Annotated in this window: 20 protein-coding genes; 9 read left to right on the plus strand and 11 right to left on the minus strand. The window is 34.4% G+C overall.

What is annotated here, in order from left to right:
* Positions 1–3 precede the first annotated feature (3 nt).
* The 6 genes from FLY87_RS08585 to acs all read left to right on the plus strand — a co-directional run bounded on the left by FLY87_RS08585 (position 4) and on the right by acs (position 8428).
* On the plus strand, positions 4–1845 hold the full coding sequence (locus FLY87_RS08585; RefSeq protein WP_012546223.1) for a putative nucleotidyltransferase substrate binding domain-containing protein: 1842 nt from the start codon (positions 4–6) through the stop codon (positions 1843–1845).
* A gap of 147 nt (positions 1846–1992) precedes the next feature.
* Positions 1993–3870: a DUF294 nucleotidyltransferase-like domain-containing protein gene (locus FLY87_RS08590; protein ID WP_181406022.1), complete on the plus strand. Its 1878-nt coding sequence runs from the start codon at positions 1993–1995 to the stop codon at positions 3868–3870.
* A 2-nt stretch (positions 3871–3872) separates the two neighbouring features.
* Positions 3873–4565, plus strand: coding sequence for a PolC-type DNA polymerase III (locus FLY87_RS08595; protein ID WP_012546015.1), 693 nt, complete (start codon positions 3873–3875; stop codon positions 4563–4565).
* Between the two features lie 11 nt (positions 4566–4576).
* On the plus strand, positions 4577–4873 hold the full coding sequence (locus FLY87_RS08600; protein WP_012545871.1) for a DUF485 domain-containing protein: 297 nt from the start codon (positions 4577–4579) through the stop codon (positions 4871–4873).
* Positions 4874–4875: 2 nt separating this feature from the next.
* Entirely contained in the window at positions 4876–6414 is a 1539-nt protein-coding gene (gene actP / locus FLY87_RS08605; protein ID WP_028842104.1) for a cation/acetate symporter ActP, read from the plus strand.
* Positions 6415–6460: 46 nt separating this feature from the next.
* On the plus strand, positions 6461–8428 hold the full coding sequence (gene acs, locus FLY87_RS08610; protein ID WP_028842103.1) for an acetate--CoA ligase: 1968 nt from the start codon (positions 6461–6463) through the stop codon (positions 8426–8428).
* Positions 8429–8502: 74 nt separating this feature from the next.
* Here the strand turns inward: acs and FLY87_RS08615 are convergent, their stop codons facing one another.
* Positions 8503–9489 (minus strand): DUF4931 domain-containing protein, encoded by a 987-nt coding sequence (locus FLY87_RS08615; protein WP_141266946.1) that lies wholly within the window; start codon positions 9487–9489, stop codon positions 8503–8505.
* A gap of 226 nt (positions 9490–9715) precedes the next feature.
* On the opposite strand from FLY87_RS08615, the gene FLY87_RS08620 reads away from it, so the two are divergent.
* Genes FLY87_RS08620 through FLY87_RS08630 form a run of 3 tightly spaced genes read left to right on the plus strand, consistent with a single transcriptional unit; the run spans position 9716 to position 12112 of the window.
* Complete coding sequence (locus tag FLY87_RS08620; protein ID WP_012546393.1) at positions 9716–10144, plus strand: DUF2703 domain-containing protein; 429 nt, start codon at positions 9716–9718, stop codon at positions 10142–10144.
* A gap of 11 nt (positions 10145–10155) precedes the next feature.
* The gene (locus FLY87_RS08625) at positions 10156–11205 is read left to right on the plus strand and encodes an arsenic resistance protein (RefSeq protein WP_012545026.1); all 1050 of its coding nucleotides are present in this window, start codon (positions 10156–10158) and stop codon (positions 11203–11205) included.
* A 10-nt stretch (positions 11206–11215) separates the two neighbouring features.
* Positions 11216–12112: a universal stress protein gene (locus FLY87_RS08630; RefSeq protein WP_141266948.1), complete on the plus strand. Its 897-nt coding sequence runs from the start codon at positions 11216–11218 to the stop codon at positions 12110–12112.
* Between the two features lie 38 nt (positions 12113–12150).
* Here the strand turns inward: FLY87_RS08630 and FLY87_RS08635 are convergent, their stop codons facing one another.
* The 10 genes from FLY87_RS08635 to dnaA all read right to left on the minus strand — a co-directional run bounded on the left by FLY87_RS08635 (position 12151) and on the right by dnaA (position 23977).
* Positions 12151–13428 (minus strand): phenylacetate--CoA ligase, encoded by a 1278-nt coding sequence (locus FLY87_RS08635; protein ID WP_012545255.1) that lies wholly within the window; start codon positions 13426–13428, stop codon positions 12151–12153.
* Positions 13415–13858, minus strand: coding sequence for a 2-oxoacid:acceptor oxidoreductase family protein (locus FLY87_RS08640; protein WP_012546200.1), 444 nt, complete (start codon positions 13856–13858; stop codon positions 13415–13417). Before FLY87_RS08640 ends, FLY87_RS08635 begins: the two co-directional genes overlap by 14 nt.
* A 9-nt stretch (positions 13859–13867) precedes the next feature.
* Positions 13868–15658, minus strand: a complete 1791-nt coding sequence (locus FLY87_RS08645) for a thiamine pyrophosphate-dependent enzyme (protein WP_141266950.1) — start codon at positions 15656–15658, stop codon at positions 13868–13870.
* 70 nt (positions 15659–15728) lie between these two features.
* Entirely contained in the window at positions 15729–16520 is a 792-nt protein-coding gene (trpC, locus tag FLY87_RS08650) for an indole-3-glycerol phosphate synthase TrpC (protein WP_012545376.1), read from the minus strand.
* Positions 16517–16783: an EscU/YscU/HrcU family type III secretion system export apparatus switch protein gene (locus tag FLY87_RS08655; RefSeq protein WP_012545507.1), complete on the minus strand. Its 267-nt coding sequence runs from the start codon at positions 16781–16783 to the stop codon at positions 16517–16519. The genes trpC and FLY87_RS08655 overlap by 4 nt, the downstream gene beginning before the upstream one ends.
* Positions 16780–17967: a hypothetical protein gene (locus tag FLY87_RS08660; protein ID WP_028842097.1), complete on the minus strand. Its 1188-nt coding sequence runs from the start codon at positions 17965–17967 to the stop codon at positions 16780–16782. The genes FLY87_RS08655 and FLY87_RS08660 overlap by 4 nt, the downstream gene beginning before the upstream one ends.
* Positions 17964–19238, minus strand: a complete 1275-nt coding sequence (gene serS / locus FLY87_RS08665; RefSeq protein ID WP_141266952.1) for a serine--tRNA ligase — start codon at positions 19236–19238, stop codon at positions 17964–17966. Before serS ends, FLY87_RS08660 begins: the two co-directional genes overlap by 4 nt.
* Before the next feature lie 8 nt (positions 19239–19246).
* Entirely contained in the window at positions 19247–21487 is a 2241-nt protein-coding gene (gene gyrB / locus FLY87_RS08670; protein ID WP_028842096.1) for a DNA topoisomerase (ATP-hydrolyzing) subunit B, read from the minus strand.
* Positions 21488–21530: 43 nt separating this feature from the next.
* The gene (dnaN, locus tag FLY87_RS08675) at positions 21531–22637 is read right to left on the minus strand and encodes a DNA polymerase III subunit beta (protein ID WP_141266954.1); all 1107 of its coding nucleotides are present in this window, start codon (positions 22635–22637) and stop codon (positions 21531–21533) included.
* Between the two features lie 23 nt (positions 22638–22660).
* On the minus strand, positions 22661–23977 hold the full coding sequence (gene dnaA / locus FLY87_RS08680; protein WP_012545093.1) for a chromosomal replication initiator protein DnaA: 1317 nt from the start codon (positions 23975–23977) through the stop codon (positions 22661–22663).
* Positions 23978–24102 lie beyond the last annotated feature (125 nt).

Below are 24102 nucleotides of genomic sequence, written 5' to 3' on the forward strand. Positions count from 1 at the left end.
GTTATGGAAGATTTAGAGAAAATCAAAAAAATATATCCCTTTGATACCCTTCCCATAGAAGAGATTGAAGAAATAGTTTCAATAGCTGAATTGAAAACTTATAAAAAAAATGAAATACTCTTTAAAGAAGGCAGTGAACCACTTAATTTCTTATACATAATTCTTGAAGGTGAGGTATTTCTTGAAAAAAATTCTCAGCTAATAGCTCATCTCAAAGGAGGAGACATATTTGGTTATGTATCTTTAGTTAGTGAGATGTCACCTGTATCTACTGCAAGAATTGTTGAGGATAATACAAAAATTCTTCAGATAAAAAAAGAAAAATTTCTTGATTTGCTGAGTAAATATGAGAGTTTTTCTAAATATTTCACAAAAGAACTTGCAAAAAGAGTTCACAAGGTCCCTAAGCTAAGAAGTTCCTTCCAGATGGAAAGACTTCTTGATGTAAGAATAAAAGACATTAAAATTAAAGAGCCTCTGTTAATCAAAGGAAACATGAACATAATAGATACAGCAAAAACAATGGCTGAGCATGACTCTACATTCTGCCTTGTTCAAAAGGATGGAGAAATAGGCATTATTACAGAAAGAGATATAATAAAAAAAATCCTTGCAAAGGAGATAAATCCTTCTCTTGCAAAAGCTCAAGATGTAGCTACTTTTCCGATAATTACAATGGATGCCTCTGAACCGCTTTTTAATGCACTGCTAACAATGGCAAAACACAGAATAAGAAAATTAGTAATAATGGATTCAGGAGCAATCTGGGGAATACTTGACGATAGAGTGGTTATATCCCATGAGAGTAAAAACATAATTTTTCTTATTAAGGAAATTGATAGAGCTAAAAGCACAGAGGAACTTTCCTACCTTTATTCTCTTGTAAATGAAAGCGTAATTGATGGTGTTATGTCTGGATTAGATCCTGAATATGTTGGAAAATATATAGCAGAACTTAATGACCATTTTATGGCAAGGGTAGTCAGGCTTGTAGAGGAAGAAATTGGTTTACCACCCTGTAATTATTCTATTATGGTTATAGGCTCAGAAGGAAGGAGAGAACAGAGCCTCAAAACAGATCAGGATAATGCTCTAATTTTTGAAGGTAATTCTGCAAATAGGGAATATTTTGAGAAGTTTTCAGAACTATATATAAAATATTTGCTTGATATCGGCTTTCCCCCTTGTCAGGGAAATGTTATGATTAGTAATCCTTACTGGAGAAGAACAAAAGAAGAATGGTTCAAGGAAATTGGTAGATGGATGGAAAATCCTAAACCTGAAAATGTTTTAAATATAAGTATATTTTTTGATTTCAGAAATGTTTTCGGTGAAGATAAATTAATAGATGAACTATGGCAGTTTATATTCCAAAGGATAAGAATTTCCAAACATTTTCTACCTTTTCTTGCCTCAGAGGCAATAAAATTCACTCCTCCTGTAGGTTTTTTAGGCAAGTTGAAGACTGAAAAAGAAGGGAAGTATAAGGGAGAGATTGATATAAAAAAATACGGTATTTTCCCTATAACTCAAGGTATAAGAGTTTTATCTCTCCATAATGAGATAAGAAATACAAATACCTTTGAGAGAATTAGAAAATTAAAAGATTTATCTATTTTTACACCTGATTTTGCAAGAGATCTGGAAGAAGGATACAGGTTTTTAATGACTCTTCGACTAAAATCACAAGCTAAGAAAATAAGAAATAATATACCTCCAGACAACTATATAAATCCGAAGGAATTATCAAAAACAGAAAAAGAAATTCTCATTGATGTTTTTAAAAAAATAGAGGAATTTCAAAAACTTCTTTTTGATAAGTATAATCTTAGATATTTTTCATAAATTTGTTACCCAAATAAACATCCTTAGTTACTTTTAGTAACATTTTTAGAATGAGTTAATTAACCTCTTAAATATCTGAGCACCTTTAAGCTATGGCATAATATTTGCTTCATTGAAAACTATATGGTAAAGATAATTGAAGATATCATGGATTTTCTAAAATCTGTTCCTCCTTTTGAATTCTTAAGTGATGAAGCTATTAATTCTGTAACAGTTAAAACATCTATGGAATATTATCCTAAGGGGACTCATATTCTTCTTCAGGACGGTCCTCCCAGTGAGTTTCTTTATGTTATTAAAAAAGGTGGAGTTAAAGTATACCGAAGAGTTGAAAATGAGGAAATTGTCATAGACTACAGAAGCGAGGGAGACAGTTTTGGCTTTGTTTCTTTGATGAGTGGAGATAAATCACGAGCAAATGTTGTTGCAATTGATGATACTATCTGCTATCTAATACCAAAGGAAACTATCTCTAATCTTATAAACAAATATTCTGAAGTGAGAGACTTTTTCTTAAGGTCTTTTATGAACATATACTTTGACAAAGGATACAGAGAAGAGCAGTCTAAAAAAACACTAACTTATACAGTTGATAAACTTCTTTTTACCACTCCTGTTGAAGAAATTGCTACTAAAAACGTTATTTCTGTTCCTGAAAATACTTCAATAAGAGATGCTGCAAGGCTTATGTGTGAAAACTCTATAAGTTCTCTAATCATTATGGATAGCCAAGGAATTCCAGTTGGAATAATCACAGACAAAGACCTACGCAGAAAAGTAGTTGCCTCAGCAAGAAATGTTGATGAGCCTGTTAAAAACATAATGAGTTATCCAATTATAAAGATTGATGCAAAGGATTTCTGTTTTGAAGCGGTCGTAAGAATGCTTAAATACAATATACACCATCTTTTAGTAATAAAAAATGGAAAGATTGAAGGAATTATTACAAATCACGACATAATGATGCTTCAGGGTTTTTCACCAGTTACTATTGTAAGAGATTTAGAAATTCAGCAGACAGTAGAAGGCTTAATGAATACATCTAAACAAGTAAACACTATTGCAGGAAATCTGATTTCTCAAGGAGCTAAAGCAAGCAACATAACCCGAATCATAACAGAGATAAATGATAGAATTGTCAGAAAAATTATTCAGTTTGCTGAAAGAGAGTTTGGGCAACCCCCTGTCCCCTATTGCTGGATTGCTCTTGGCTCAGAGGGCAGAAAAGAACAAACCTTTAAAACTGACCAAGATAATGCACTTATCTATGCTGATCCGCCTCAGGCACAACAGGAGGCGGTGCAAAAATATTTTCTTGAACTTACAGCTTGGATAAAGGAAAATCTTCTAAAATGTGGTTTTCCACCTTGTCCTGGAGATATCATGGCAAGTAATCCTAAATGGTGTCAGCCTCTCAAAGTCTGGAAAAAGTATTTCTCTCAATGGATTTATACACCAAAGGGTGAAAACATCAACCTTTCAAATATATTTTTTGATTTTAGAGGAATTTATGGAGACCTTTCCTTAGAGGAAAATCTAAGAGATTATCTTCTCAATATTGTTAAAGACCAGAAAGTATTTCTTGGATATTTAGCTAATCTTGCAGTGAGAAACAAACCTCCACTTGGTTTTTTCAAAACTTTTGTTGTAGAAAAAAGCGGTGAACATAAAGATAAACTAAATCTAAAAATTAAGGGTATTGCTCCTATTGTTGACATAGTAAGACTTTTCAGCCTTGAAAAGGGAATAAGAGAGACCTCAACCTTAGAAAGAATTGAAACATTAAAAAGTAAGCATACTGTTGTAAGGGATTATGCAGACGAAATGGCATATGCTTTTGAGTTTCTCATGTTTTTAAGAATGCGTCATCAGCATGAACAAGTGTTACAGGGCAATATGCCTGATAATTTTATTAATCCTGAATCATTAAGTAATCTTGAGAAAAAACTCTTAAAAGATACTTTCCAGCTTATATCAAAGCTTCAGGATATTCTTATTGAGAGATATAAGCTGATGATAATATAGGTATGATTAAATTTTTTAGAAAAAAGAGAGACAAAGGCATTATCTCTCAACAGCTAATAAGCGAAACAGATTTTGTAGTTGTTGATACAGAACTTACAGGTTTAAATGAGTTCAGGGATAACATAATAGCCATTGGTGCAATAAAAATGAAGGGAAGAACTATAAAGATAGGAGATATTTTTTATAGAACAGTAAGCCCCTCAACAAAGAAATTCCGAAAGGAAAGCATAATGATTCATGAAATAACACCCTCTGAACTTGAAAAATGTCCTCAAATAGAACCTATTCTAAGAGAATTCATAAAATTTTCCAAGAATTGTTTAGTTGTAGGACATTGTGTTGATATAGACTTAACTTTTTTAAAAAAAGAAATAAGAAATAATTTGAGAGAGATTTTTGAACCCTTTAGCATAGACACATTACTAATTTATAAATGGCTTATTAAAAAAGAGATTTTACCATCTGATTTCTCAAATAAAAATTCACTTGAAGACATTGCTTTATCTCTTGATATTGAACCAAAAGAACTACATGATGCTTTGTCAGATGCATTTATTACAGCACAAATCTTCCAGAGATTACTTGCTTATCTTGGAGAGTTAAAAATATTCACCGTTGGTGAATTATTAGAAATAGGCTCTATTTATGAAAAAAGCTTCGGAACAACCATTAAAAAAGAAGCCTATCAACTTTAAGGAGGTTTTTTATGAAGGAAGAGTTACTAAAATCCTCTCTATTTAAGGAGATTGTGAGAAGCAAAAATTCTATCTCTCTTATTCTTACCGTGTTAGAGTTAATTATTTATTTTGGTTTTGTTTTATTGGTCGCTTACAACAAAGAGTTTCTTGGAGAGAAACTATACGGTTCTGTTACTGTTGGTATACCCATAGGAATAGGAGTAATAATACTAAGTTGGCTACTTACAGGAATTTATGTTTTATGGTCTAACAAGGTTTATGATGAAAAAGTTTCTAAGATAAGAGAAAAAATAGGAGGTGAATAATAATGCAAACTGTTCTTGGACAACCAACACTGACAGGAATATTTTTCTTTTTGCTTTTCGTTGCCGCAACATTGTATATAACATACTGGGCAGCAAAAAGAACAAGAACAACAGCAGAGTTTTATGCAGCAGGAAGAAGTATAACAGGACTACAGAATGGTCTTGCTCTCGCTGGAGATTATATGTCTGCAGCAAGTTTTCTCGGAATTGCTGGACTGGTTTCATTGAAAGGATATGATGGTTTAATATACGCAGTAGGCTGGCTTGTTGGGTGGCCTATTGTAATGTTCTTAATTGCAGAACCGCTCAGAAATCTTGGTAAATATACCTTTGCAGATGTTGTTGCATACAGACTTAGGCAGAGACCTATCAGAACAGCTGCTGCAACAGGAGCTTTAATAACTGTCCTTTTTTATTTAATTGCTCAGATGGTCGGTGCAGGTTCTTTAATAAAATTAATGTTTGGACTTCCTTACGAATTGGCAATAATTATAGTAGGGTGTCTAATGATAGCTTATGTTTTATTCGGAGGAATGCTTGCAACAACTTGGGTTCAGATTATAAAGGCATGTCTTCTTCTTGGAGGTGCCACAATTTTAGTTTTTCTCACTCTTTATCAATTTGGATTTAATTATGTTGAACTATTCTCAAATGTTACATCTAAGTATGGTGATAAGTTTGTTCAGCCAGGTGGTTTAATAAAAAATCCCATTGATGCCATATCACTTGGCATAGCTCTGATGTTTGGTACAGCAGGGCTTCCCCATATTTTAATGAGATTTTATACAGTCCCTGATGCAAAAGAAGCAAGAAAATCAGTATTTTATGCAACTGGGTTCATAGGTTACTTTTATATACTTACATTTACTATTGGGTTTGGAGCAGCCGCATTGGTAGGACATGAGATAATTAGTAAAATTGACAAAGGTGGCAATATGGCAGCACCTTTACTTGCTGAAGCACTTGGAGGAGAAATATTTTTAGGATTCTTAGCGGCTGTTGCTTTTGCAACTATTTTAGCTGTAGTTGCCGGATTAACTCTTGCAGGTGCATCAGCAGTGTCGCATGATATCTATGTAGGCGTGGTTAAGAGAGGAAGAGCAGATGAAAAACAGGAGGTAAAAGCAGCTAAAATAGCTACTCTTTGCCTTGGATTGCTTGCAATAATACTGGGAATTGTGTTTAAAGGACAGAATGTTGCTTTCATGGTTGGTTTAGCCTTTGCAGTAGCTGCTTCTGCTAATTTTCCAGCTCTGTTTATGTCTATATTTTGGAAAAAATTCACCACTCAGGGGGCTGTTTGGAGCATATATACAGGACTTTTGTTGAGTGTTATATTGATAATTTTAAGTCCAACAGTTTGGGTTGATATATTGAAAAATGCTCAACCCATATTTCCTTTGAAAAATCCAGGAATAGTTTCATTCTTTGGTTCATTTATAGCTGGTATAGTAGTTTCTTGGCTTACAAAAGAAAAGGAAGCAGAAGAAAAATTTGAAACTGAAAAAATAAGGTCATATATAGGTATCGGTGCTGAATAAAATTCTAAAATAATGTTAAAATCAATAGAAAAAAAGGAGGTAATCTATGACACAAGGAATTGATGTATTACTTAAAGAACAGAGGGTTTTCCCTCCACCAAAAGAAATTTCAGAAAAAGCCTATATTAAAAGCATGGCCGAATATGAAGCTATGTATAAGCGTTCTGTAGAAGATCCAGAGGGTTTTTGGGCTGAGATTGCTGAACAAAATATTACATGGTATAAAAAGTGGGATAAAGTTTTAGACTATGATTTTAATAAACCTTACATAAAGTGGTTTATAGGTGGAAAGCTAAACGCCTCATATAATTGTCTTGATCGCAATCTTTCAACCTTAGGTAATAAGGCTGCACTCATTTGGGAAGCTGATGATGGCGAGGTAAAAACATACACCTACTGGCAACTTTACAGAGAAGTCAATAGATTTGCTAATGTTCTAAAAAAGCTTGGCATTAAAAAAGGAGATAGGGTTGCTGTTTATCTTCCCATGATTCCTGAACTTCCTATAACCCTTCTTGCCTGCGCAAGAATTGGTGCAATTCACAGCGTAGTCTTTGCAGGTTTTTCAGCTCAATCTCTTAGAGACAGAATAAATGACTGCGGAGCAAAACTACTTATCACAGCCAATCAGGGACTAAGAGGAGGAAGACTCGTACCCTTAAAAGCAAATGCTGATCAAGCACTGGAAGGTGCACCCTCTGTAGAAAAATTAATTGTTGTAAAAAGAACTCCAAATTTTGTTGACATGGACCCTGAAAGAGATTTCTGGTGGCATGACCTGATGAATGACCCTGAGATTGGAAACTATTGCGAACCTGAACAGGTGGATGCAGAAGACCCATTATTCATTCTTTATACTTCAGGTTCTACTGGAAAGCCAAAAGGAGTTTTACATACAACTGGTGGATATATGGTTTATGTAAATATTACTTTTAAATTAACATTTGACTATAAACCAGAGGAAATATTCTTCTGCACAGCTGATATAGGCTGGGTCACAGGGCATAGTTATATAGTTTATGGACCACTCAGCGCAGGAGCAACCTCTCTAATGTTTGAAGGAGTTCCCACCTATCCAAACCCAGGAAGATTCTGGGAAATTGTTGAAAAGCACAGAGTTAACATATTCTATACAGCTCCAACTGCCATTAGAGCTCTTATGCGAGAGGGAGAAAAATGGCCGTATCAGCATGACCTTTCAAGTTTAAGAATTCTTGGCACTGTTGGTGAACCAATTAATCCTGAAGCATGGATGTGGTATTACAAACATGTTGGTAAAGAACGTTGTCCAATTGTAGATACATGGTGGCAGACTGAAACAGGTGGATTCATGATAACTCCTCTTCCTGGTGCTATGACTCTTAAGCCAGGGTCTGCTACAAGACCATTTTTTGGTGTTGTTCCGAGAGTTCTAAAAGAAGATGGTTCTCCTGCAGCAGTAAATGAAGGAGGCTACCTGGTAATTGAAAAACCATGGCCGGGTATGCTTAGAGGAACATGGGGAGACCCTGAAAACAAACGAATTAAAGAAGTCTATTTTTCACGTTTTCCAGGCAAATACTTTACTGGTGATGGAGCAAGAGTAGATGAAGATGGCGATTACTGGCTTATGGGAAGAATTGATGATGTTATAAATGTATCAGGACATAGAATAGGAACAGCTGAGGTTGAATCAGCTCTTGTTGCTCATCCAGCTGTTGCCGAAGCAGCGGTAGTAGGATTTCCACATGATATAAAGGGTGAGGGAATATATGTTTATGTTGTTCTTAAAGAAGGACATGAGCCATCAAGGGACCTTGAAAAATTGCTCATATCTCACATAAGACAGATGATAGGACCTATCGCAACTCCAGATAAAATACAGTTTGCTGGCGGACTTCCAAAAACAAGAAGCGGTAAGATAATGAGAAGAATTTTAAGAAAAATTGCCTCTGGCGCACTGGAAGAACTCGGAGATACATCAACCCTTGCAGATCCATCTGTTGTAGAAGAATTGATAACAGGAAGAAAATAATTAAGCATAGGGGAGAAGGGCTTCTGCTTTCTCCCCTAAAAATATCATTAAATCAAAATACGCTTTTTTCCTATTTATACTTTAATATTCCTTAAAAATTCAGAGGCTACTTCTGGCAAAAGATGGTTTATATACATGCCAGAACCAAGTTCAAATCCAGAAGCTTGAACAATTCTTGGCACAATACTGATATACCAGTGTAAATATTCTAATTCACTTTCTGCAATGCTACCTGACCTTAATACTAAATTAAAATCAGGATTTTCAAGTCCATAATAAAGTTTAGCCATTGTAGACTTCAAATTAAAAGCAAGGTCCCAGATTTCATTTTCTTTTATTGTTGCAAAAGAACCAGAATGTCTTTTTGGGAATATCCATATGTGAAAAGGAGAAAGAGAAGCATATGGAATAAAGGAAACAAAATGTTCGGTATTACAGATTATTCTTATAGAGCAAGACAGTTCTTCATCTAAGGTTTTGCAAAAAATACATTCTCCTGTGCTATCAAAGAAATGCATCGCCTTTGCTGTTCTTTCTCTTATTTGGAAAGGCACAATTGGAAGCCCTACTATCTGAGAATGAGGATGTTGAATAGTTGTCCCAGACAAGGGTCCCTGATTTTTGAAAATTATTACATGCTCTATTCTTCTATCACTGTAAAAGGCAAGAAATCTCTCCTTATATGTTTGGAGAACATCTTTTATCTGACTCACAGGCATAATTGCTGTTGTTAGGTTATGAAGTGGAGATTCTATGATTACTTCATGCAGACCTGTTCCTGTAATAGTTTTTCTTAATCCATCCTCACTCCTTATTTTTTCCATATCACCAGATAAAACAGCATATTTATTAGGCACAATCCTTATCCTCCAACCCTTTTCATCTCTTATTCTGTAAACTTCTGAAGGTGTATATATCTCATTTCCAGGACAAAAGGGACAACTCTCAACAAATTCTGGTAATTTTCTTTTCTCTTTGACAACATAATCCTGAGGGGAGGTTTCTCTCCCTATCATTATGACCCAATCATTAGTTATAAGATTTAATCTTAATTCAGACATTTTTTCAAAATATTCTTACAATATTAACATAAACTAACGTGTAGTTAAAAAGCAAAAAACTCTTGAGCAAAAACTGGAAGCTTTTATTTATGAAAATCGTGTTTTTAAATTAATTTAAATTGAATTATTTTTATATTTAATCTAAAAATTGTCTAAAAATTGCAAAAAATTGAGTATTTTTATAAAATATTTTTATTATATTTCAATTTTATTTTTAGGGGGAAATATGAAAAAACTAATTATTAAATGGCAAAGACTTGTTCAAAATAATACTACATGTCCAAGATGTGCAGATACTGGATTGGAAATTGAGAAGGCTTATATTAAGCTTAAGGAATCTCTTAAGCACTTTAACATTGAAGTCTTATTAGAAAAACATGAATTAACCGAGACAGAATTCAATAAAAACCCCTTAATTTCCAATCTCATACTGATCAATGATAAACCTCTTGAGGCATGGATTAGTGCAGAAACAGGACAGTCTAAATGTTGTAGTGTATGTGGCGATGAAGAATGCAGAACCATTCAGTTTAGAGGGAATATTTATGAAGCTATTCCTGAAAATTTGATAATTAAGGCAAGCTTAATCGCTGCATCTGAACTAATTCCAATAGACAAAAAGAGTTCAATTTTAACAATCAAAAATTTTAAATAACGGAGGATTGAATGAAAAAATTTCTTGAGAAGTTGCACAACTTCAGACTCCTTCCCTTTTTCGTGATTATCAGTATGATTATCGGAATTGCAATAGGTAAGTGGTATGGTATTTCAAATTTTGAACTTACACCGCCAATTGATGCTATTAAATCAATATTTAAAGGTGGCTATGAGTTTAGTTTGCCCAATACATTAGCTCTCGGAGTAGTAGTTGGTTTGTTTATGATGATGTATCCTGCAATGGCAAACATAAAGTTTGAAGATCTTGGAAAAGCAATGAAATCCCCTAAACAGCTTGCCATTGTAGCCTTTTTTAATTATGCTGTTGCACCTTTTTTTATGCTTTTACTTGCTAAATTTTTCTTAATTGGTGAGCTGGATTTGTATACTGGGCTTGTATTGTACGGACTTGCTCCATGCATTGCAATGGTAATTGTCTTTACTTATCTTGCAGGAGGAAATGGTCCTCTTGCGATAATTCTTGTTGCCTTTAACTCCATTGTTCAGATGCTCTTAATTCCTGTATATGCAAAACTACTTCTTGGAGATGTTCAATTTGATGTTTGGGTTGTAGGCGAAAGCGTGGTTTTATATCTTGGAGTGCCCTTAGCTGCTGGAATGCTCACAAGATTTTTAGGAGTTAAAAGATTTGGAGAGGGATGGTTTAAAAAACTCAAATTTTATCTTGACACAATGTCAATTGCAGGACTTCTTTTCACTCTTATTGTAATGTTTGCTCTTAAGGGAGATTTAATTCTTGAAAAACCAATTTTTATTGTTCAGATGGCTATTCCAATGACGATTTTCTTTTGGACAATGTTTGTTATTGTTTACCTTGTAAGCTGGAAATTTAAGTTAAATTATGAGGATTCTGTAGCAGTAGCATTTAATTCTACAGGAAGAGATTTTGAAATAGCTATCGCAATTGCAATTTCTGCATTTAATCCGACAGTTGCCCTTGCTACAGTAATAGGACCACTAATTGAAGTTCCTGTAATGCTTGCGTTAGTAGGTTTTGCAAAAAAGACAGAATATAGACTTTTTAAAATTCAAAAATAAGGAGAAGCCTATGTATGAAAAAATTCTTTATCCAATTAAATTTGAAGAATTTTCAATGGATATTTTGAAGTGTATGCTAAATTTCAAAAAAGTTGGAACAAAGGAAATAATTCTCATTCATGTAGTTGATGTATCAAAACTGCCGATGGAGAAATATGCAGGATATGACTTAGATTTTGTAAAAACTTTAACAGAAATCGCAGATAAAAAAATGGAAAAAGCCCTTAAATTAATCTCCGAGGCAGGTTTATCATCAAAAAAATTTATCTCCACTGGAGTTCCTTACCGAGAAATTCTTAAAGTAGCTGAACAGGAAAGTGTTTCGTTTATTATTTCAGGAAGGCAGAGAAAGAGCCTCCTGGGAGAAATATTTATTGGCTCAAATACAGATAAAATAATTCGTTACGGCAGATTTCCTGTTTATGTCCCAAAATATCCTGCTTGCTTCGGTGATGATTTTTCAGCATGCGAACGTTATTGTGAAAATCCTTTCAAAAAAATTCTGTATCCAACAGATTGGTCTGATTGTGCTGAAAGCGCAATTAAATATATCTTGAGACTAAAAAATTCAGTTGAAGAGATTGTGATAGCTCATATTATGGATGAAAAATCTATGAAACTACAGCCTCTTGAAAAATTCAGAGAATTTGAAAGAATAAATATGGAAAAACTTGAAAGCCTTAAGTTAAAACTTGAACAAGAAGGGTTTAAAGTTAAAACTCATCTTTCTGTAGGGAAACCTTCAGCAGAAATTATAAATTTAGCAAAACAAGAAGATATAACTTGTATAGCAATGGGCGTTCATGGAAAGGGCTTCATAGAGGGAATTTTGTGGGGTTCTGTTTCAAGAAATGTTGTAGAGTATAGTGACAGTCCTGTACTTGTAACAAAGGGAGGAGTTTGTTAGAAATGTTCCACGTGGAACATTTCTAACAAACTATAGTTTTAAACTTTCTTTCTTTTATCTATGATTCTTACTGCTTTTCCGGGGACCCTTTGAATGGTTCCCTCTGGCACTACCTGAATTTTACTATGAAATCCTAAAAAATCATAAAGTTCAAGGTCAAGTTGATCAAGTTCCCGCTGAGTAATGCCATTATCAGCCTTTTCAACTATTATTGTCATCTCATCTTTGCCTTTCGCTGTTTCTATTACAAGTTGATAATAAGAGGAAAGTCCTTTATGTTTCAACAAAATCTGTTCAACCTGCGAAGGATAAAAGTTAACGCCCTTTACCTTGAGCATATCATCTGTTCTGCCGCGAATTCTGCTAACACGAATATGTGTTCTTCCGCAATCGCACTTTTCATATGACAAAATTTTTGATATGTCTCTTGTGCGATACCTTATAAGAGGAAGTCCTTCCCTGGTAAGAGTTGTGATAACCATCTCTCCTTCCTCGCCGATAGAGAGAGGTTTTTCTGTTTCAGGGTCAATAATTTCTACAATATAGTGATCTTCCCAGATGTGAATTCCTGTTTTTCTCTCACAGTCTATTCCAAGTCCAACTCCTCCTGTTTCAGTAAGTCCAATAATATCAAAAGTTTTTATGCCCATCTCTCCTTCAATTCTACGTCTGTATTCATCAGACCATGTTTCTGCTCCTAAGATTGCAGCTCTTAATTTTGTCTCTCTGAAATCAAAGCCGTTGTCCTTCGCGACCTCTATAAGTCTTGCAGGATAGGAAGCAATTGCACCAAAGGCTGTAACTCCAAGGTCTTTTATCAGTTTAAGCTGCATGAGTGACCTACCAGCACCTGCAGGAACTATGAAACAGCCAAGACGCTCAGCTCCATAGTGAAAGCCAAATCCTCCATTAAAAAGTCCAAAGGAAGGCATGATCTGAAGCTTGTCTTTTTCAGTCAGTCCAGCTGCTGCCAGACATCTTGCCATTATCTCTCCCCACTGGGCAATATCATTTTTTGTCATAGCATTTATTACTGGTACTCCTGTGGTGCCAGAACTCATATGCATTCTTGCACAATCAGAAGGCTCAACAGCAATGTGCCCAAAGGGATAGCAGTCTCTTAGGTCATCTTTTGTGACAAAGGAAAGGCTCTTAAGATCATCAAGGCTACGGATATCTTCAGGCTCTATATCTCTGTATTTTTCCTTAAGCTTTGAGCGTGAATTTTTAAGAAATCTGAGGGTTTTTCTCAACCCTGTAAGTTGCAGTTTTTCAATTTCTTCTCTTGGAAGTGTTTCTTTCTCAGGATTGAACATAATCGCACCCCTTTATAAATGATTTTTTGTTTTCCTCATCAAGAATATTTATGAAATCTTGGCACTCAAAAAGTTTTGTCTTTTTTACAAAAACACCGAGTAAAAAGGTATTAACATATCTCATGGGCACACTTGCCCTCGCAGTTTGTATTTCATCATCAGTAAAAGCAAATGTATTTTCACTGAAAGTTTTTGCATACTCAAGCAACTCTCTGCTCAAAAGAACAACCATATCTGCTGTTCCTCTTCTAATCATTCCGCTCATTCCTTCACCGATCTTCATCTGTATCTCAACAGCACCACCCTTTTTAGCCATTCCTTTAATTTCTGTAGAACAAACAGAAAGTCCCTTATTGATTGATGCCTGAGCAATCACTCTTGAAAAAAATATAACTCCCTGTCCACCTTTGCCAAGTATAACGAGTTTCATAGTCTTCTATTATATCAAACGAATTGCTTTAGTAGGGCATATATGGACACAGCATCCGCATCCTACACAAATGGTATGGTCAATTTCTGCTTTGACATCTTCTTCCTTGAATACTATTGCAGGACATTCAAACTCGGTAAGACAAAGCTTACAGCCTTTGCATAGTTCTTTCACTACAGCTACATTATATCTTGGATTGGCACTTAATCCTTCCTTTGTGTTTACACATAGGTGTCTAAAAACTATAACTGCTACTTCATTTCTCTCCTTAAGAAACTTCTTTGCATCCTTTAGCATTTTTACTGAAACATCAAAATCGTAGGGGTCCACAGTTTGAACAAAGTTAATTCCAATTCCCTTTACAACATTCTCAATAATTATTGGGGTTACTGGTTCACCTGAGGAACTTACTTCATCAGAAAGAGTTTTCTGGTTTCCTGTCATTGCTACTGTTTTGTTATCTAAGATAATTGTTAAAAAGGGAACTCTGTAATGGACTGCATCAATTAAAGGAGGTATTCCTGTATGAAAAAATGTAGAATCTCCAATTATAGATACCACATCCTGCTCAGTGCCAGCTAATTGAAAGGCTTTTTTAAATCCAAAACCAAAGGAGACACTTGCTCCCATACATAAAACCGTATCTGTAACTCCAAAATTAAGAGCAAGGGTGTAACAGCCTATATCTCCTGCATAAATTGCTTTTTTGCCGAAAACTTTTTTTACCGCATAAAGAGCAATTCTGTGTGCACAGCCAGGACAAAGAGAGGGTCTTTTAAGTGGAGGAACAGTTATGGTTTTGCCTCGCTTTATTAATCCAATTCTTCCTAAAATCTCCTCGCAAACCTCTGGAGTAAGCTCTCCCTGCTTTGGCACTATCCCGTTTCTTCTTCCTTCAGTGCATAGTTGTAACTCAAGCACTGGCATGGATTCTTCTATAGCAATGACTCTACTGTAGCCTGAAAAATCAAATTTTTTAAGTGGATAGGGCATGTCTACCTTTGCTAAAGTCAACTTATTTTGTAGTCCATACTCTTCAATTAACTCATAAAGATAAGAAAAAACTGCTCCGCTTGAGATTATAAGAATATCACCTTTGAAAAAGAATCTTAATTCATTTGTTCTCTCTATTTCAGCAATTTTCTCATTTAAAGCAGCATGAAGCATAAGTCTTTGACGAGGAGTAGCTGCATAACGCCAAAGTTTTTTATCCCAATCCTTTAGAATTTTAAATTGAGCTTTTAATGGCTCATTTACAAAATCTCCTTTAAGCTCTACATCAGCCCTTCCATGAGAAACCCTTGTTGTACTCCGGAGCATAACTGGTATACCATATTTTCTGCTTAGTTCAACTGCCCTTTTTGCAAAATCATAGGCTTCCTGAACTGTTGAAGGGTCAAGTATAGGTATCTTTGCAGCCATTGCAAAAAAGCGACTGTCCTGTTCTGTTTGAGAAGAATGAGGACCAGGGTCATCCACACTTACAAGCACCATAGCAGAGTTTGTTCCCACATAGGCAGAGTTCATAAACGGATCCATTGCCACATTAAGTCCAACTTGTTTCATTGTAACAGCTGTCTTAATTTCTGCAAGGCTTGCTCCGTAGGCAACTTCATAGGCAACCTTTTCATTTACTGACCATTCTGCAAATGCCTTTAATCCTTTGTTTTTAATTATTTTTTGAAAGGTAGGAATAATCTCGCTTGATGGAGTTCCTGGATAACCAGTGATAAATCTAACTCCTGCCTGAATTAAACCATAAGCAATCGCTTCATTGCCTGAAAGATATAATCTGGGCATCTATATATGATAGGAAAAAATACTCTATTGTTTCAAATTAAAATTAAAATAAGTTTGTATGGCAACAACATTAACTAAATTTGAGTTCTTTTATCTTTTCAGCAGGATTATCACTTAAAACAATTGATGTTCCTACTAAAATAGCATCTACTCCTTGCTTAATAAGCTCCTGAACATGTGATTTTCCAGAAATCCCACTTTCGCTAACAATGACCTTGCCTTCAGGAATTAATTTTTTAAGTTTGAAAGTTGTGTTAATGTCAATCTGAAGAGTCTTAAGATTTCTATTATTTATTCCTATTATATCAGCGCCAGCAAACAATGATTTATCTAAATCTTCCTCATCATGAATCTCAAATAAAACATCCATGCCAAGGCTCTTTGTAAGTTCATATAAAGTTTTACATTGTTCCTTAGTTAAAATGCTTGCAATTAAAAGAATTGCATCTGAATGTAGCAATTTTGATTCATAGACCTGGTATTCATCAAAAATAAAATCTTTTCTTAAAACCGGAATATGAGGATGATTTTTTTTAATAGTCACCAGAAATTGAGGGTTTCCAAGAAAGAAATCTTCCTCGGTTATAACTGAAATTGCATCTGCACCTGAGGATACATAAATATTTGCCATTTCCTCTATATCATATTCTTTCAATATACCCTTTAGAGGAGATGCTTTTTTTATTTCTGCAATAAGTTTTATCGGTTCATGGGGAAGTCTTTTTATTTTTTTATAAAACAGATAATCAGACTTATTCCCAAAAGCCAAAGCCTTTTTTTTAATATCTTCAAAGGATAAAACTTTTTTCTGTTCCGTAATTCTTAACTTTTTTCTTTCCACTATCCTCTGTAATATATTCATCCTTTTATCCTGCCTTTGACTTGATATACAAAAACAAGAATTTCTGCTACAGCCTTATACAATTCCACAGGAATCTCTTCATAAATATCAAGCTTTGAAAGAACCTCCACTAAAGCCTCATCTTCTTTCATAGGAACTCCATGCTGCCTTGCCAGTTCAATTATCTTCTGAGCTATAAAACCCCTACCTTTTGCAACAACCTTCGGAGCTGCATCCTTCTCTGCTTCGTATTTTAATGCAACTGCCTTTTTGCTATCTGTCATACTGTTAAACTCACACTGCCTTCTTTAATGTTCCACTGTTTAATTAGTTCTTCAGTTTTTGAAACATAGTTTATTCCACTAAGGAGCATTCCTTTATCTTGAAATCTCTCTCTTAATATTGCCTCTTTATCCTTAAGGCAACTAAGTATTTCAGGTTGACCTGAAAAGCTAATAAAAAAGCTTTTGTTTATCATTGTTACAATAAAAGAAAGATATTCTTCTTTAAAATTAAGGGTGACAAAAACTGTGTGATATTCCTTCCCCTCTCTTTTAAAAGATTTATACGCTATATTACCTCCTTCTATATCCTGCCATAAAAGAGGTAAAAAGGTAAAAAAGCTTTGATAGGTTTTGGAAAGAATCTGATATCCATCTATTTGCCTTAAAAGTTGCTCTGCCTTAAGGGCTACTTCTTCAATACTCTGTGATTTTGCTTCCTTTATAATTTGATTAAGAATAACTTTTAAGTCTTCCTTAATCTGCTCAATTTTAACAGAATCAAAAAGAGCCTGCTTCATTTTTGCTTCAAAGGATACTCCAGAATTTAATAAAGTTTGCTTTAATTTCTCAGGAGTTATTTCCTCATGAGTTGTAATAATTAGATTTTTTAGCTGAGAAATCTGCTCTTTTGGAAAATCATTTTGTTCAAGAAGCTTTATTAATTCATGAAGATTTTCTGATGTATCCTGCTGTGAAAAAATTACATCAATTATTTTATTCATAAGCACCGTCTTTTGTGTTTCAGAAAGCTTTTCCGTTGGAAAAGAAAAAATTGTTTTAATTATATCCATTTGTTGTTTTGTTTCTTTTATTGAGTTCGGATTATTAGAAAAGAGTGATTCAATTAATTTAAAGATTTGATCCGATATTTCAGTTTCAGCCTGTATCATGGCTTTCTGAACCTCTTTGGCTTCAGAAGCAGATAAAACTCTCAAAGGAATTATACCCTCTTCAAGAGGCTTTTCTACCTTTACCATCACAGTGTCTCCCTTGTTTAAGGGCAATTCTCTCTGAGGCTGAGCATTTATTATTCTATTGTTAATTTTTAGTTGCATTGTTCCAGTGGGGAATATGTCCATTATCTCTGCGGTTAGAATCTCACCAACTACAAGCTTGATAGGCTCTGCCTGTTTGCCTTTAAATATATGAATTACGCCTGAAGAGTCAATTATAGGCTGAATCATCTTATTACATCTATACCCATATAGGGTCTTAAAACTTCAGGCACTATTACAGAACCGTCTTTTTGTTGATAGTTTTCAAGAATTGCCACCAATGTTCTACCAATGGCAAGTCCTGAACCGTTTAATGTGTGGACAAACTCTGTTCCTTTTTTATCTCTTCTACGAAATCTTATATTAGCTCTTCTTGCCTGAAAGTCTTCAAAATTGGAACAAGAAGAAATCTCTCTGTATCTACCCTGTCCTGGAAGCCATACTTCAATATCATAGGTTTTTGCTGAAGCAAATCCTAAATCTCCGGTGCATAAAGCAACTACTCTATAGGGAAGCCCAAGCATCTTTAGAACTTCTTCCGCATCCCTTGTAAGAGACTCAAGTTCTTCATAGGAGTCTTCAGGTTTTACAAATTTTACAAGCTCAACCTTATTAAACTGATGCTGCCTAATGAGTCCCCTTACATCCTTGCCATGTGATCCAGCTTCTTTACGAAAGCAAGGAGTATAAGATACATAATAAATTGGCAACTCATCTTCAGAGAGAATCTCTTCTCTGTGAATATTTGTTACGGGAACTTCTGCAGTAGGAATTAAATAAAATTCTGGGTCTACTATTTTAAAGAGGTCCTCTTCAAATTTAGGCAATTGTCCTGTCCCTGTCATAGAAACCTTATTTACCAAAATTGGCGGTAATATCTCAATATATCCCTTCTGTGTGTGCAGATCAAGCATAAAGTTTATAAGTGCTCTCTCAAGTCGGGCTCCCATACCTTTCATTATGGCAAATCTACTTCCCGCAATTTTACTTGCCCGCTCAAAATCTATTATTCCAAGAATCTCTCCTATATCCCAATGATTCATTGGCTCAAAATCAAAATGAGAGGGTTCACCCCAACGTCTTATCTCTACATTCTCATTTTCATCTTTACCAAGAGGGACAGAATCATGAGGGATATTTGGGAGAAAAAGCAAGAAGTTTTGAACCTTATCTTCTATTTCCCGTAGTTTTTGCTCAATAGAGCCTAATTCTTCTCCAAGTTTACGCATTTCAGCTATAAGTTTATCTATTGTTTCATTGTCACTCTTTAACTTTTTAAGGTGGGCAATTTCTTGGGAAACAGAGTTCCTTATCGCTCTTTTCTGCTCAATCTCTCTTAAAAGCAAAAGTCTTTCTCTTTCAAGAGAGAGAAACTCTTCAAAGTCTATCTGATAGCCTCTCTTGTCTAAAGCTTCCTTTAGTTTTTCAGGATTTGCTCTTACAAATTTTATATCAAGCATGTTTGCTCTTATATATCAAGATTTCTCACCTCAAGGGCATGCCTTACAATAAATTCCTTTCTTGGCTCTACTTCATCTCCCATAAGTATCGTAAATATCTCATTTGCTCTTTGAGCATCCTCAACTGTAACCTGGAGTAATGTTCTTTTCTCAGGATCCATAGTTGTTTCCCATAACTGCTCAGGATTCATTTCACCAAGTCCCTTGTACCTTTGTATTGTAAGTCCTTTTTTTACAGCATCCATAACTTTATTGTAAAGTTCCCAAAGAGATTTTGTTTTTACTGCTTCAGTTTTTATCCGAATAATGTAGTTTTTATCTTCTCTTATTCCCTGAATTAATTTAATTTTTTCAAATATATTTTGAAGGGTTTCAAAATCCCTTAAATCAACAATCTGATTATCTTGTTGAAATTGCAGTGTTTCAAGTATGTTTTCTATATAAAATGGAGAAAATCCCTTTCTTTCAAAATTTTCAAGAATTCTTCCATACTCAAAAAGTAGTTTCAAAAAACTTTTTTTTGTGCTCAATTCTGATTCTTCAATAAATGATATTTCATCAACTGCAATATCCATAAGAAATTCATGAAATTCATCTTCTGTCTGTATATATCTCTCCCATTTACCCCTTTTTATTCTGTAAAGAGGTGGCTGGGCTATGTAGAGGTAACCTTTTTCAATTAAAGGAAGCATCTGTCTATAGAAAAATGTTAAAAGAAGAGTTCTTATATGCGCACCATCTACATCTGCATCTGTCATAAGAATTATTTTATGATATCTGACATTTTCAGGTTCAAAATGTTCCTTACCAATGCCGCCCCCTATTGCTGTAATGAGAGTTTTTATCTCTTCAGATGTCAACATCTTGTCTATTCTTGCCTTTTCTACATTTAAAATCTTTCCTCTTAAAGGTAGCACAGCCTGACTGCGTCTGTCCCTTGCTTGTTTAGCAGAACCACCTGCACTGTCTCCCTCAACAATGAAAAGTTCAGCATGAGAAGGGTCTTTTTCCGTACAGTCAGCAAGCTTACCGGGTAAGGTGGTATCTTCAAGAATACCCTTTCTTCGTGTCAATTCCTTTGCTTTTTTTGCTGCCTCACGAGCTCTTGCCGCATCTTTTGCTTTTTCAATAATTCTTTTAGCATAATTAGGATTTTCTTCAAGCCATCTACTAAGCTTCTCATTAAGTATAGTCTCTACAATTCCCTTTACCTCGCTGTTACCAAGTTTCATTTTTGTCTGCCCCTCAAACTGAGGCTCAGGAATCTTTACACTTATTACACCAACAATTCCTTCTCTCACATCTTCACCAGAAAGTGATTCTTTTCCTTCTTTTAAAAGTCCATTTAGCATTGCATAACTATTTATTGTTCTCGTAAGAGCAGATTTAAAACCTACTAAATGTGTTCCACCTTCTTTAGTATTAATATTATTAACAAAAGTAAGAATTTCTTCTGAATAACCTTCATTATACTGGATAGCTATTTCAACAATAACTCTATCTTTTTGCCCTGTAATATATATGGGCTTAGGATGTAAAGGCTTTTTCCCTTTATTTAAATCTTCTACAAAAGAAACTATGCCGCCTTCTTTTATAAACTCTTCCACATAGCCATCACGTTCATCAATAAGAATGATCTTTAATCCTCTATTTAAATAGGATAACTCTTTAAATCTGTGGGCGAGAATTTCTCTTGAAAACTCTGTAACTTCAAATATTTCTGGATCAGCTTTAAATTTTATCTTTGTGCCTGTCTTTTCTGTTTGTCCAATAACCTCAACCCCTGTAACTGGAATACCACGACAATATTTTTGTCTTACTACTTTACCATCTCTTTGCACCTCAACCTCAAGCCATTCAGAAAGAGCATTAACAACACTCAATCCTACTCCATGAAGTCCACCTGATACTTTATATGCCTTTGATTCAAACTTTCCTCCTGCATGAAGTTCTGTAAGAACAATCTCAAGAGCTGTCCTTTTTTCAGGATCATCTGGATGAATCTCTGTAGGAATGCCTCTACCATTATCAATAACAGAGCAACTACCATCTGTATGTAACCTTACTTCAATTTTATTGCAAAATCCTGCAAGTGCCTCATCTACACTGTTGTCAACCACTTCATAAACAAGATGATGAAGTCCTTCAACCCCTGTTGAACCAATATACATTGCAGGGCGGGTTCTTACTCCTTCAAGTCCTTTAAGAATCTTTATATGTTCTGCTTTATAGCTCTCTTCTTTATTCACCTTACCTCCTACGATTTTTACAAAATCCTTTTTGTTCAAAATATTAAAGCCTCAATGGCATAACAACACATTCATAGACAAAGGAGGCAGTCTCTCCATCTGTTATATATACAGCTTTATCTGGCTCGCTCATAGTGATTTTTGCCTTATCTGATGTAATTCTTTCAAGAGCCTCTATTAGATATCTTGCATTAAATCCGATAATAAAAGGTTCACCCTGATAATCAACGGTCAATTCATCTCTTGCCTCACCAATTTCAGGGTCTGATGAAGATATGATGAGTAAATCTTTATCCCATTCTGTTTTTACAGCATTCTGTCGTTCTCTGCTTAAAACAGAAACTCTTTTTAATGAAGCTATTAACGAATTTTTATCAACAATAGCGATTTTATCATTATGTCTTGGTATTACTGTTTCATAGTCTGGATAATTACCCTCTATCATTCGGGTAAGAAAGTTTATACCGTCAATTTCGCACATAACATGTGTTTTACCAATATGAATAGAAACTGTTTCCGTATCAGATAGAAATTTTCTAAGTTCATTTAAAGATTTTTTTGAAAGAATAACTTTTTTTTCTCCTTCTATTGAACTTATATCTTCAACCGTTGCCTTAAAATGAGCAAGCCTGTGTCCATCTGTACCAACCACATTAAATTCTGCAGGCTCTTTTATTTGAAAAAGAAGTCCATTTAAAACATATCTCGCATCAGCTTCGCCTGAAGCATAAATTGTTTTCTCTATTGCTGTAAGAAGAAAATCTCTTGATAAATTAATTTGTGTAGCGTCTCCAATCTGTGGCCATACAGGAAATTCAGAAGGATCAAGGCTGGCAAGTCTGAAATTTGACCTTCCAGACTGAATTTTAATCCACTGTTCTAAAAGCATTATTTCTATATCTTCATCTAATTCTTTTACAATTTCATAAAATTTTCTTGCAGGAATGCATGCTTTGCCTATCTCAAGCACTTCTGCTTCAAGTGGTTGTTTTACCGCTGTTTCCAGGTCTGTGGCTAAAATAAATACAGCATTCTCTGTAACATCCATTAGAAAATGATTTAATACAGGCATTATGCTCTTTTTTTCAACAATATTTTGAATTTTTGAAAGACTTTCCTGTATTTTTTGTTTTTTCAGTTTTAAATGCATAGTTTTGCCTCCTTAAAATTTCTTTATTGTCCTGTAACTTTTTTTATTATGCTATCTATTAGTCTACTTATAGATTCATCCTTTTCCTTCTCTTTTTCAACCTGTTTGCAAGCATATATAACTGTTGCATGATCCTTACCACCGAATGCATTACCTATTTCTGCAAGAGAAAGATTCGTAAGTTTTTTTGTTATATACATGGCTAATTTTCTTGCATTTGATATTTCCTTTGTTCTTTTTTTTGATTTAATATCCTGAATCTTAAGCCCTACAGCCTCACATACGGCTTTCTGGATTAATTCAATTGTAATTGGCTTATTTTCATCAGGAAGTAAATCTCTTAGCACATATTTTGCTACATCCATACTTATTGGTACTTTTGTAAGAGAAGTATATGCACAAAGCTTGATTAAAGAGCCTTCAAGCTCTCTTACATTTGATTTCACTCTTGAGGCTATAAAATATGCTACATCTTCTGGTAATTTAACACCTTCCATATCTGCTTTCTTATATAAAATCGCAAGCCGTGTTTCTATTTCTGGTGGTTGAATATCTGCTATAAGCCCCATCCCAAATCTTGAACGAAGTCTGTCAGTAATATCTGAAATTTCCATTGGCGGTCTATCACTTGATATGACTATCTGTTTCTGTTTACTATAAAGCTCATTGAATGTATGAAAGAACTCTTCCTGTGTTGAATCCTTCCCTGCAATAAATTGAATATCATCTACTAAAAATACATCTACTGTTCTATATTTATTTCTGAATTCAGGCATTTTTTCATGTCTTATTGCAGAAACAAATTCTCCTGTGAATTGTTCTGAAGAGATATAACAAACATTCATTTCAGGTTTTTTATCTAAAATATAATTTCCTATAGCTGTTATAAGATGGGTTTTACCAAGTCCGACTCCTCCATATATAAAAAGAGGATTATAAGCAAATCCCGGATTTTCAGCTACTCTAAAGGAGGCTGCATGTGCAAACTGATTTGACGGACCTACAACAAAAGTATCAAAAGTATACTTTGGATTCAGGTTACCTTTTTTTATTACCTGTTTTTTTTCTTCAATTAAGCCTGTTTCATGTTCCTTACCTGTGATGATATATTTAACTTCCACTTGACTGCCTGTAATTTGATAAAATGAGTCACTGATTATTGAAGGGAAATTATCTTCTATCCAATCCTTAAAAAATCTATTTGGAACTTCAATAAAAGCCTCAGAATTTTTTATATCTAAAAGCTTTATAGGAGAAAACCATAATTCAAAAGTTGATTCTCCCACTTTCTCTAATATAATCTCTAAAATTTTTTGCCAGATTTTATTTATTTCATTCATTTTTCAACAACTTTTTAACACTTGTTAAAAACTTCTATGTTAAATGCCTGTTAAATTAAAAAGACTTAAAATTCAAAGGCTTATAGATATAGCGTTAATTTTAAACTTTTTCATTATATCCTATA

The sequence above is a fragment of the Thermodesulfovibrio sp. Kuro-1 genome (assembly GCF_006538445.1).
Classification (GTDB): Bacteria; Nitrospirota; Thermodesulfovibrionia; order Thermodesulfovibrionales; family Thermodesulfovibrionaceae; genus Thermodesulfovibrio; species Thermodesulfovibrio yellowstonii.

Excerpts from the sequence above, each read along its gene's own strand:
- FLY87_RS08585 (WP_012546223.1), top strand. The coding sequence starts at position 4 with ATGGAAGATTTAGAGAAAATCAAAAAAATATATCCCTTTGATACCCTT.
- FLY87_RS08590 (WP_181406022.1), top strand. The coding sequence starts at position 1,993 with ATGGATTTTCTAAAATCTGTTCCTCCTTTTGAATTCTTAAGTGATGAA.
- FLY87_RS08595 (WP_012546015.1), top strand. The coding sequence starts at position 3,873 with ATGATTAAATTTTTTAGAAAAAAGAGAGACAAAGGCATTATCTCTCAA.
- FLY87_RS08600 (WP_012545871.1), top strand. The coding sequence starts at position 4,577 with ATGAAGGAAGAGTTACTAAAATCCTCTCTATTTAAGGAGATTGTGAGA.
- actP (WP_028842104.1), top strand. The coding sequence starts at position 4,876 with ATGCAAACTGTTCTTGGACAACCAACACTGACAGGAATATTTTTCTTT.
- acs (WP_028842103.1), top strand. The coding sequence starts at position 6,461 with ATGACACAAGGAATTGATGTATTACTTAAAGAACAGAGGGTTTTCCCT.
- FLY87_RS08615 (WP_141266946.1), bottom strand. The coding sequence starts at position 9,489 with ATGTCTGAATTAAGATTAAATCTTATAACTAATGATTGGGTCATAATG.
- FLY87_RS08620 (WP_012546393.1), top strand. The coding sequence starts at position 9,716 with ATGAAAAAACTAATTATTAAATGGCAAAGACTTGTTCAAAATAATACT.
- FLY87_RS08625 (WP_012545026.1), top strand. The coding sequence starts at position 10,156 with ATGAAAAAATTTCTTGAGAAGTTGCACAACTTCAGACTCCTTCCCTTT.
- FLY87_RS08630 (WP_141266948.1), top strand. The coding sequence starts at position 11,216 with ATGTATGAAAAAATTCTTTATCCAATTAAATTTGAAGAATTTTCAATG.
- FLY87_RS08635 (WP_012545255.1), bottom strand. The coding sequence starts at position 13,428 with ATGTTCAATCCTGAGAAAGAAACACTTCCAAGAGAAGAAATTGAAAAA.
- FLY87_RS08640 (WP_012546200.1), bottom strand. The coding sequence starts at position 13,858 with ATGAAACTCGTTATACTTGGCAAAGGTGGACAGGGAGTTATATTTTTT.
- FLY87_RS08645 (WP_141266950.1), bottom strand. The coding sequence starts at position 15,658 with ATGCCCAGATTATATCTTTCAGGCAATGAAGCGATTGCTTATGGTTTA.
- trpC (WP_012545376.1), bottom strand. The coding sequence starts at position 16,520 with ATGAATATATTACAGAGGATAGTGGAAAGAAAAAAGTTAAGAATTACG.
- FLY87_RS08655 (WP_012545507.1), bottom strand. The coding sequence starts at position 16,783 with ATGACAGATAGCAAAAAGGCAGTTGCATTAAAATACGAAGCAGAGAAG.
- FLY87_RS08660 (WP_028842097.1), bottom strand. The coding sequence starts at position 17,967 with ATGATTCAGCCTATAATTGACTCTTCAGGCGTAATTCATATATTTAAA.
- serS (WP_141266952.1), bottom strand. The coding sequence starts at position 19,238 with ATGCTTGATATAAAATTTGTAAGAGCAAATCCTGAAAAACTAAAGGAA.
- dnaN (WP_141266954.1), bottom strand. The coding sequence starts at position 22,637 with ATGCATTTAAAACTGAAAAAACAAAAAATACAGGAAAGTCTTTCAAAA.
- dnaA (WP_012545093.1), bottom strand. The coding sequence starts at position 23,977 with ATGAATGAAATAAATAAAATCTGGCAAAAAATTTTAGAGATTATATTA.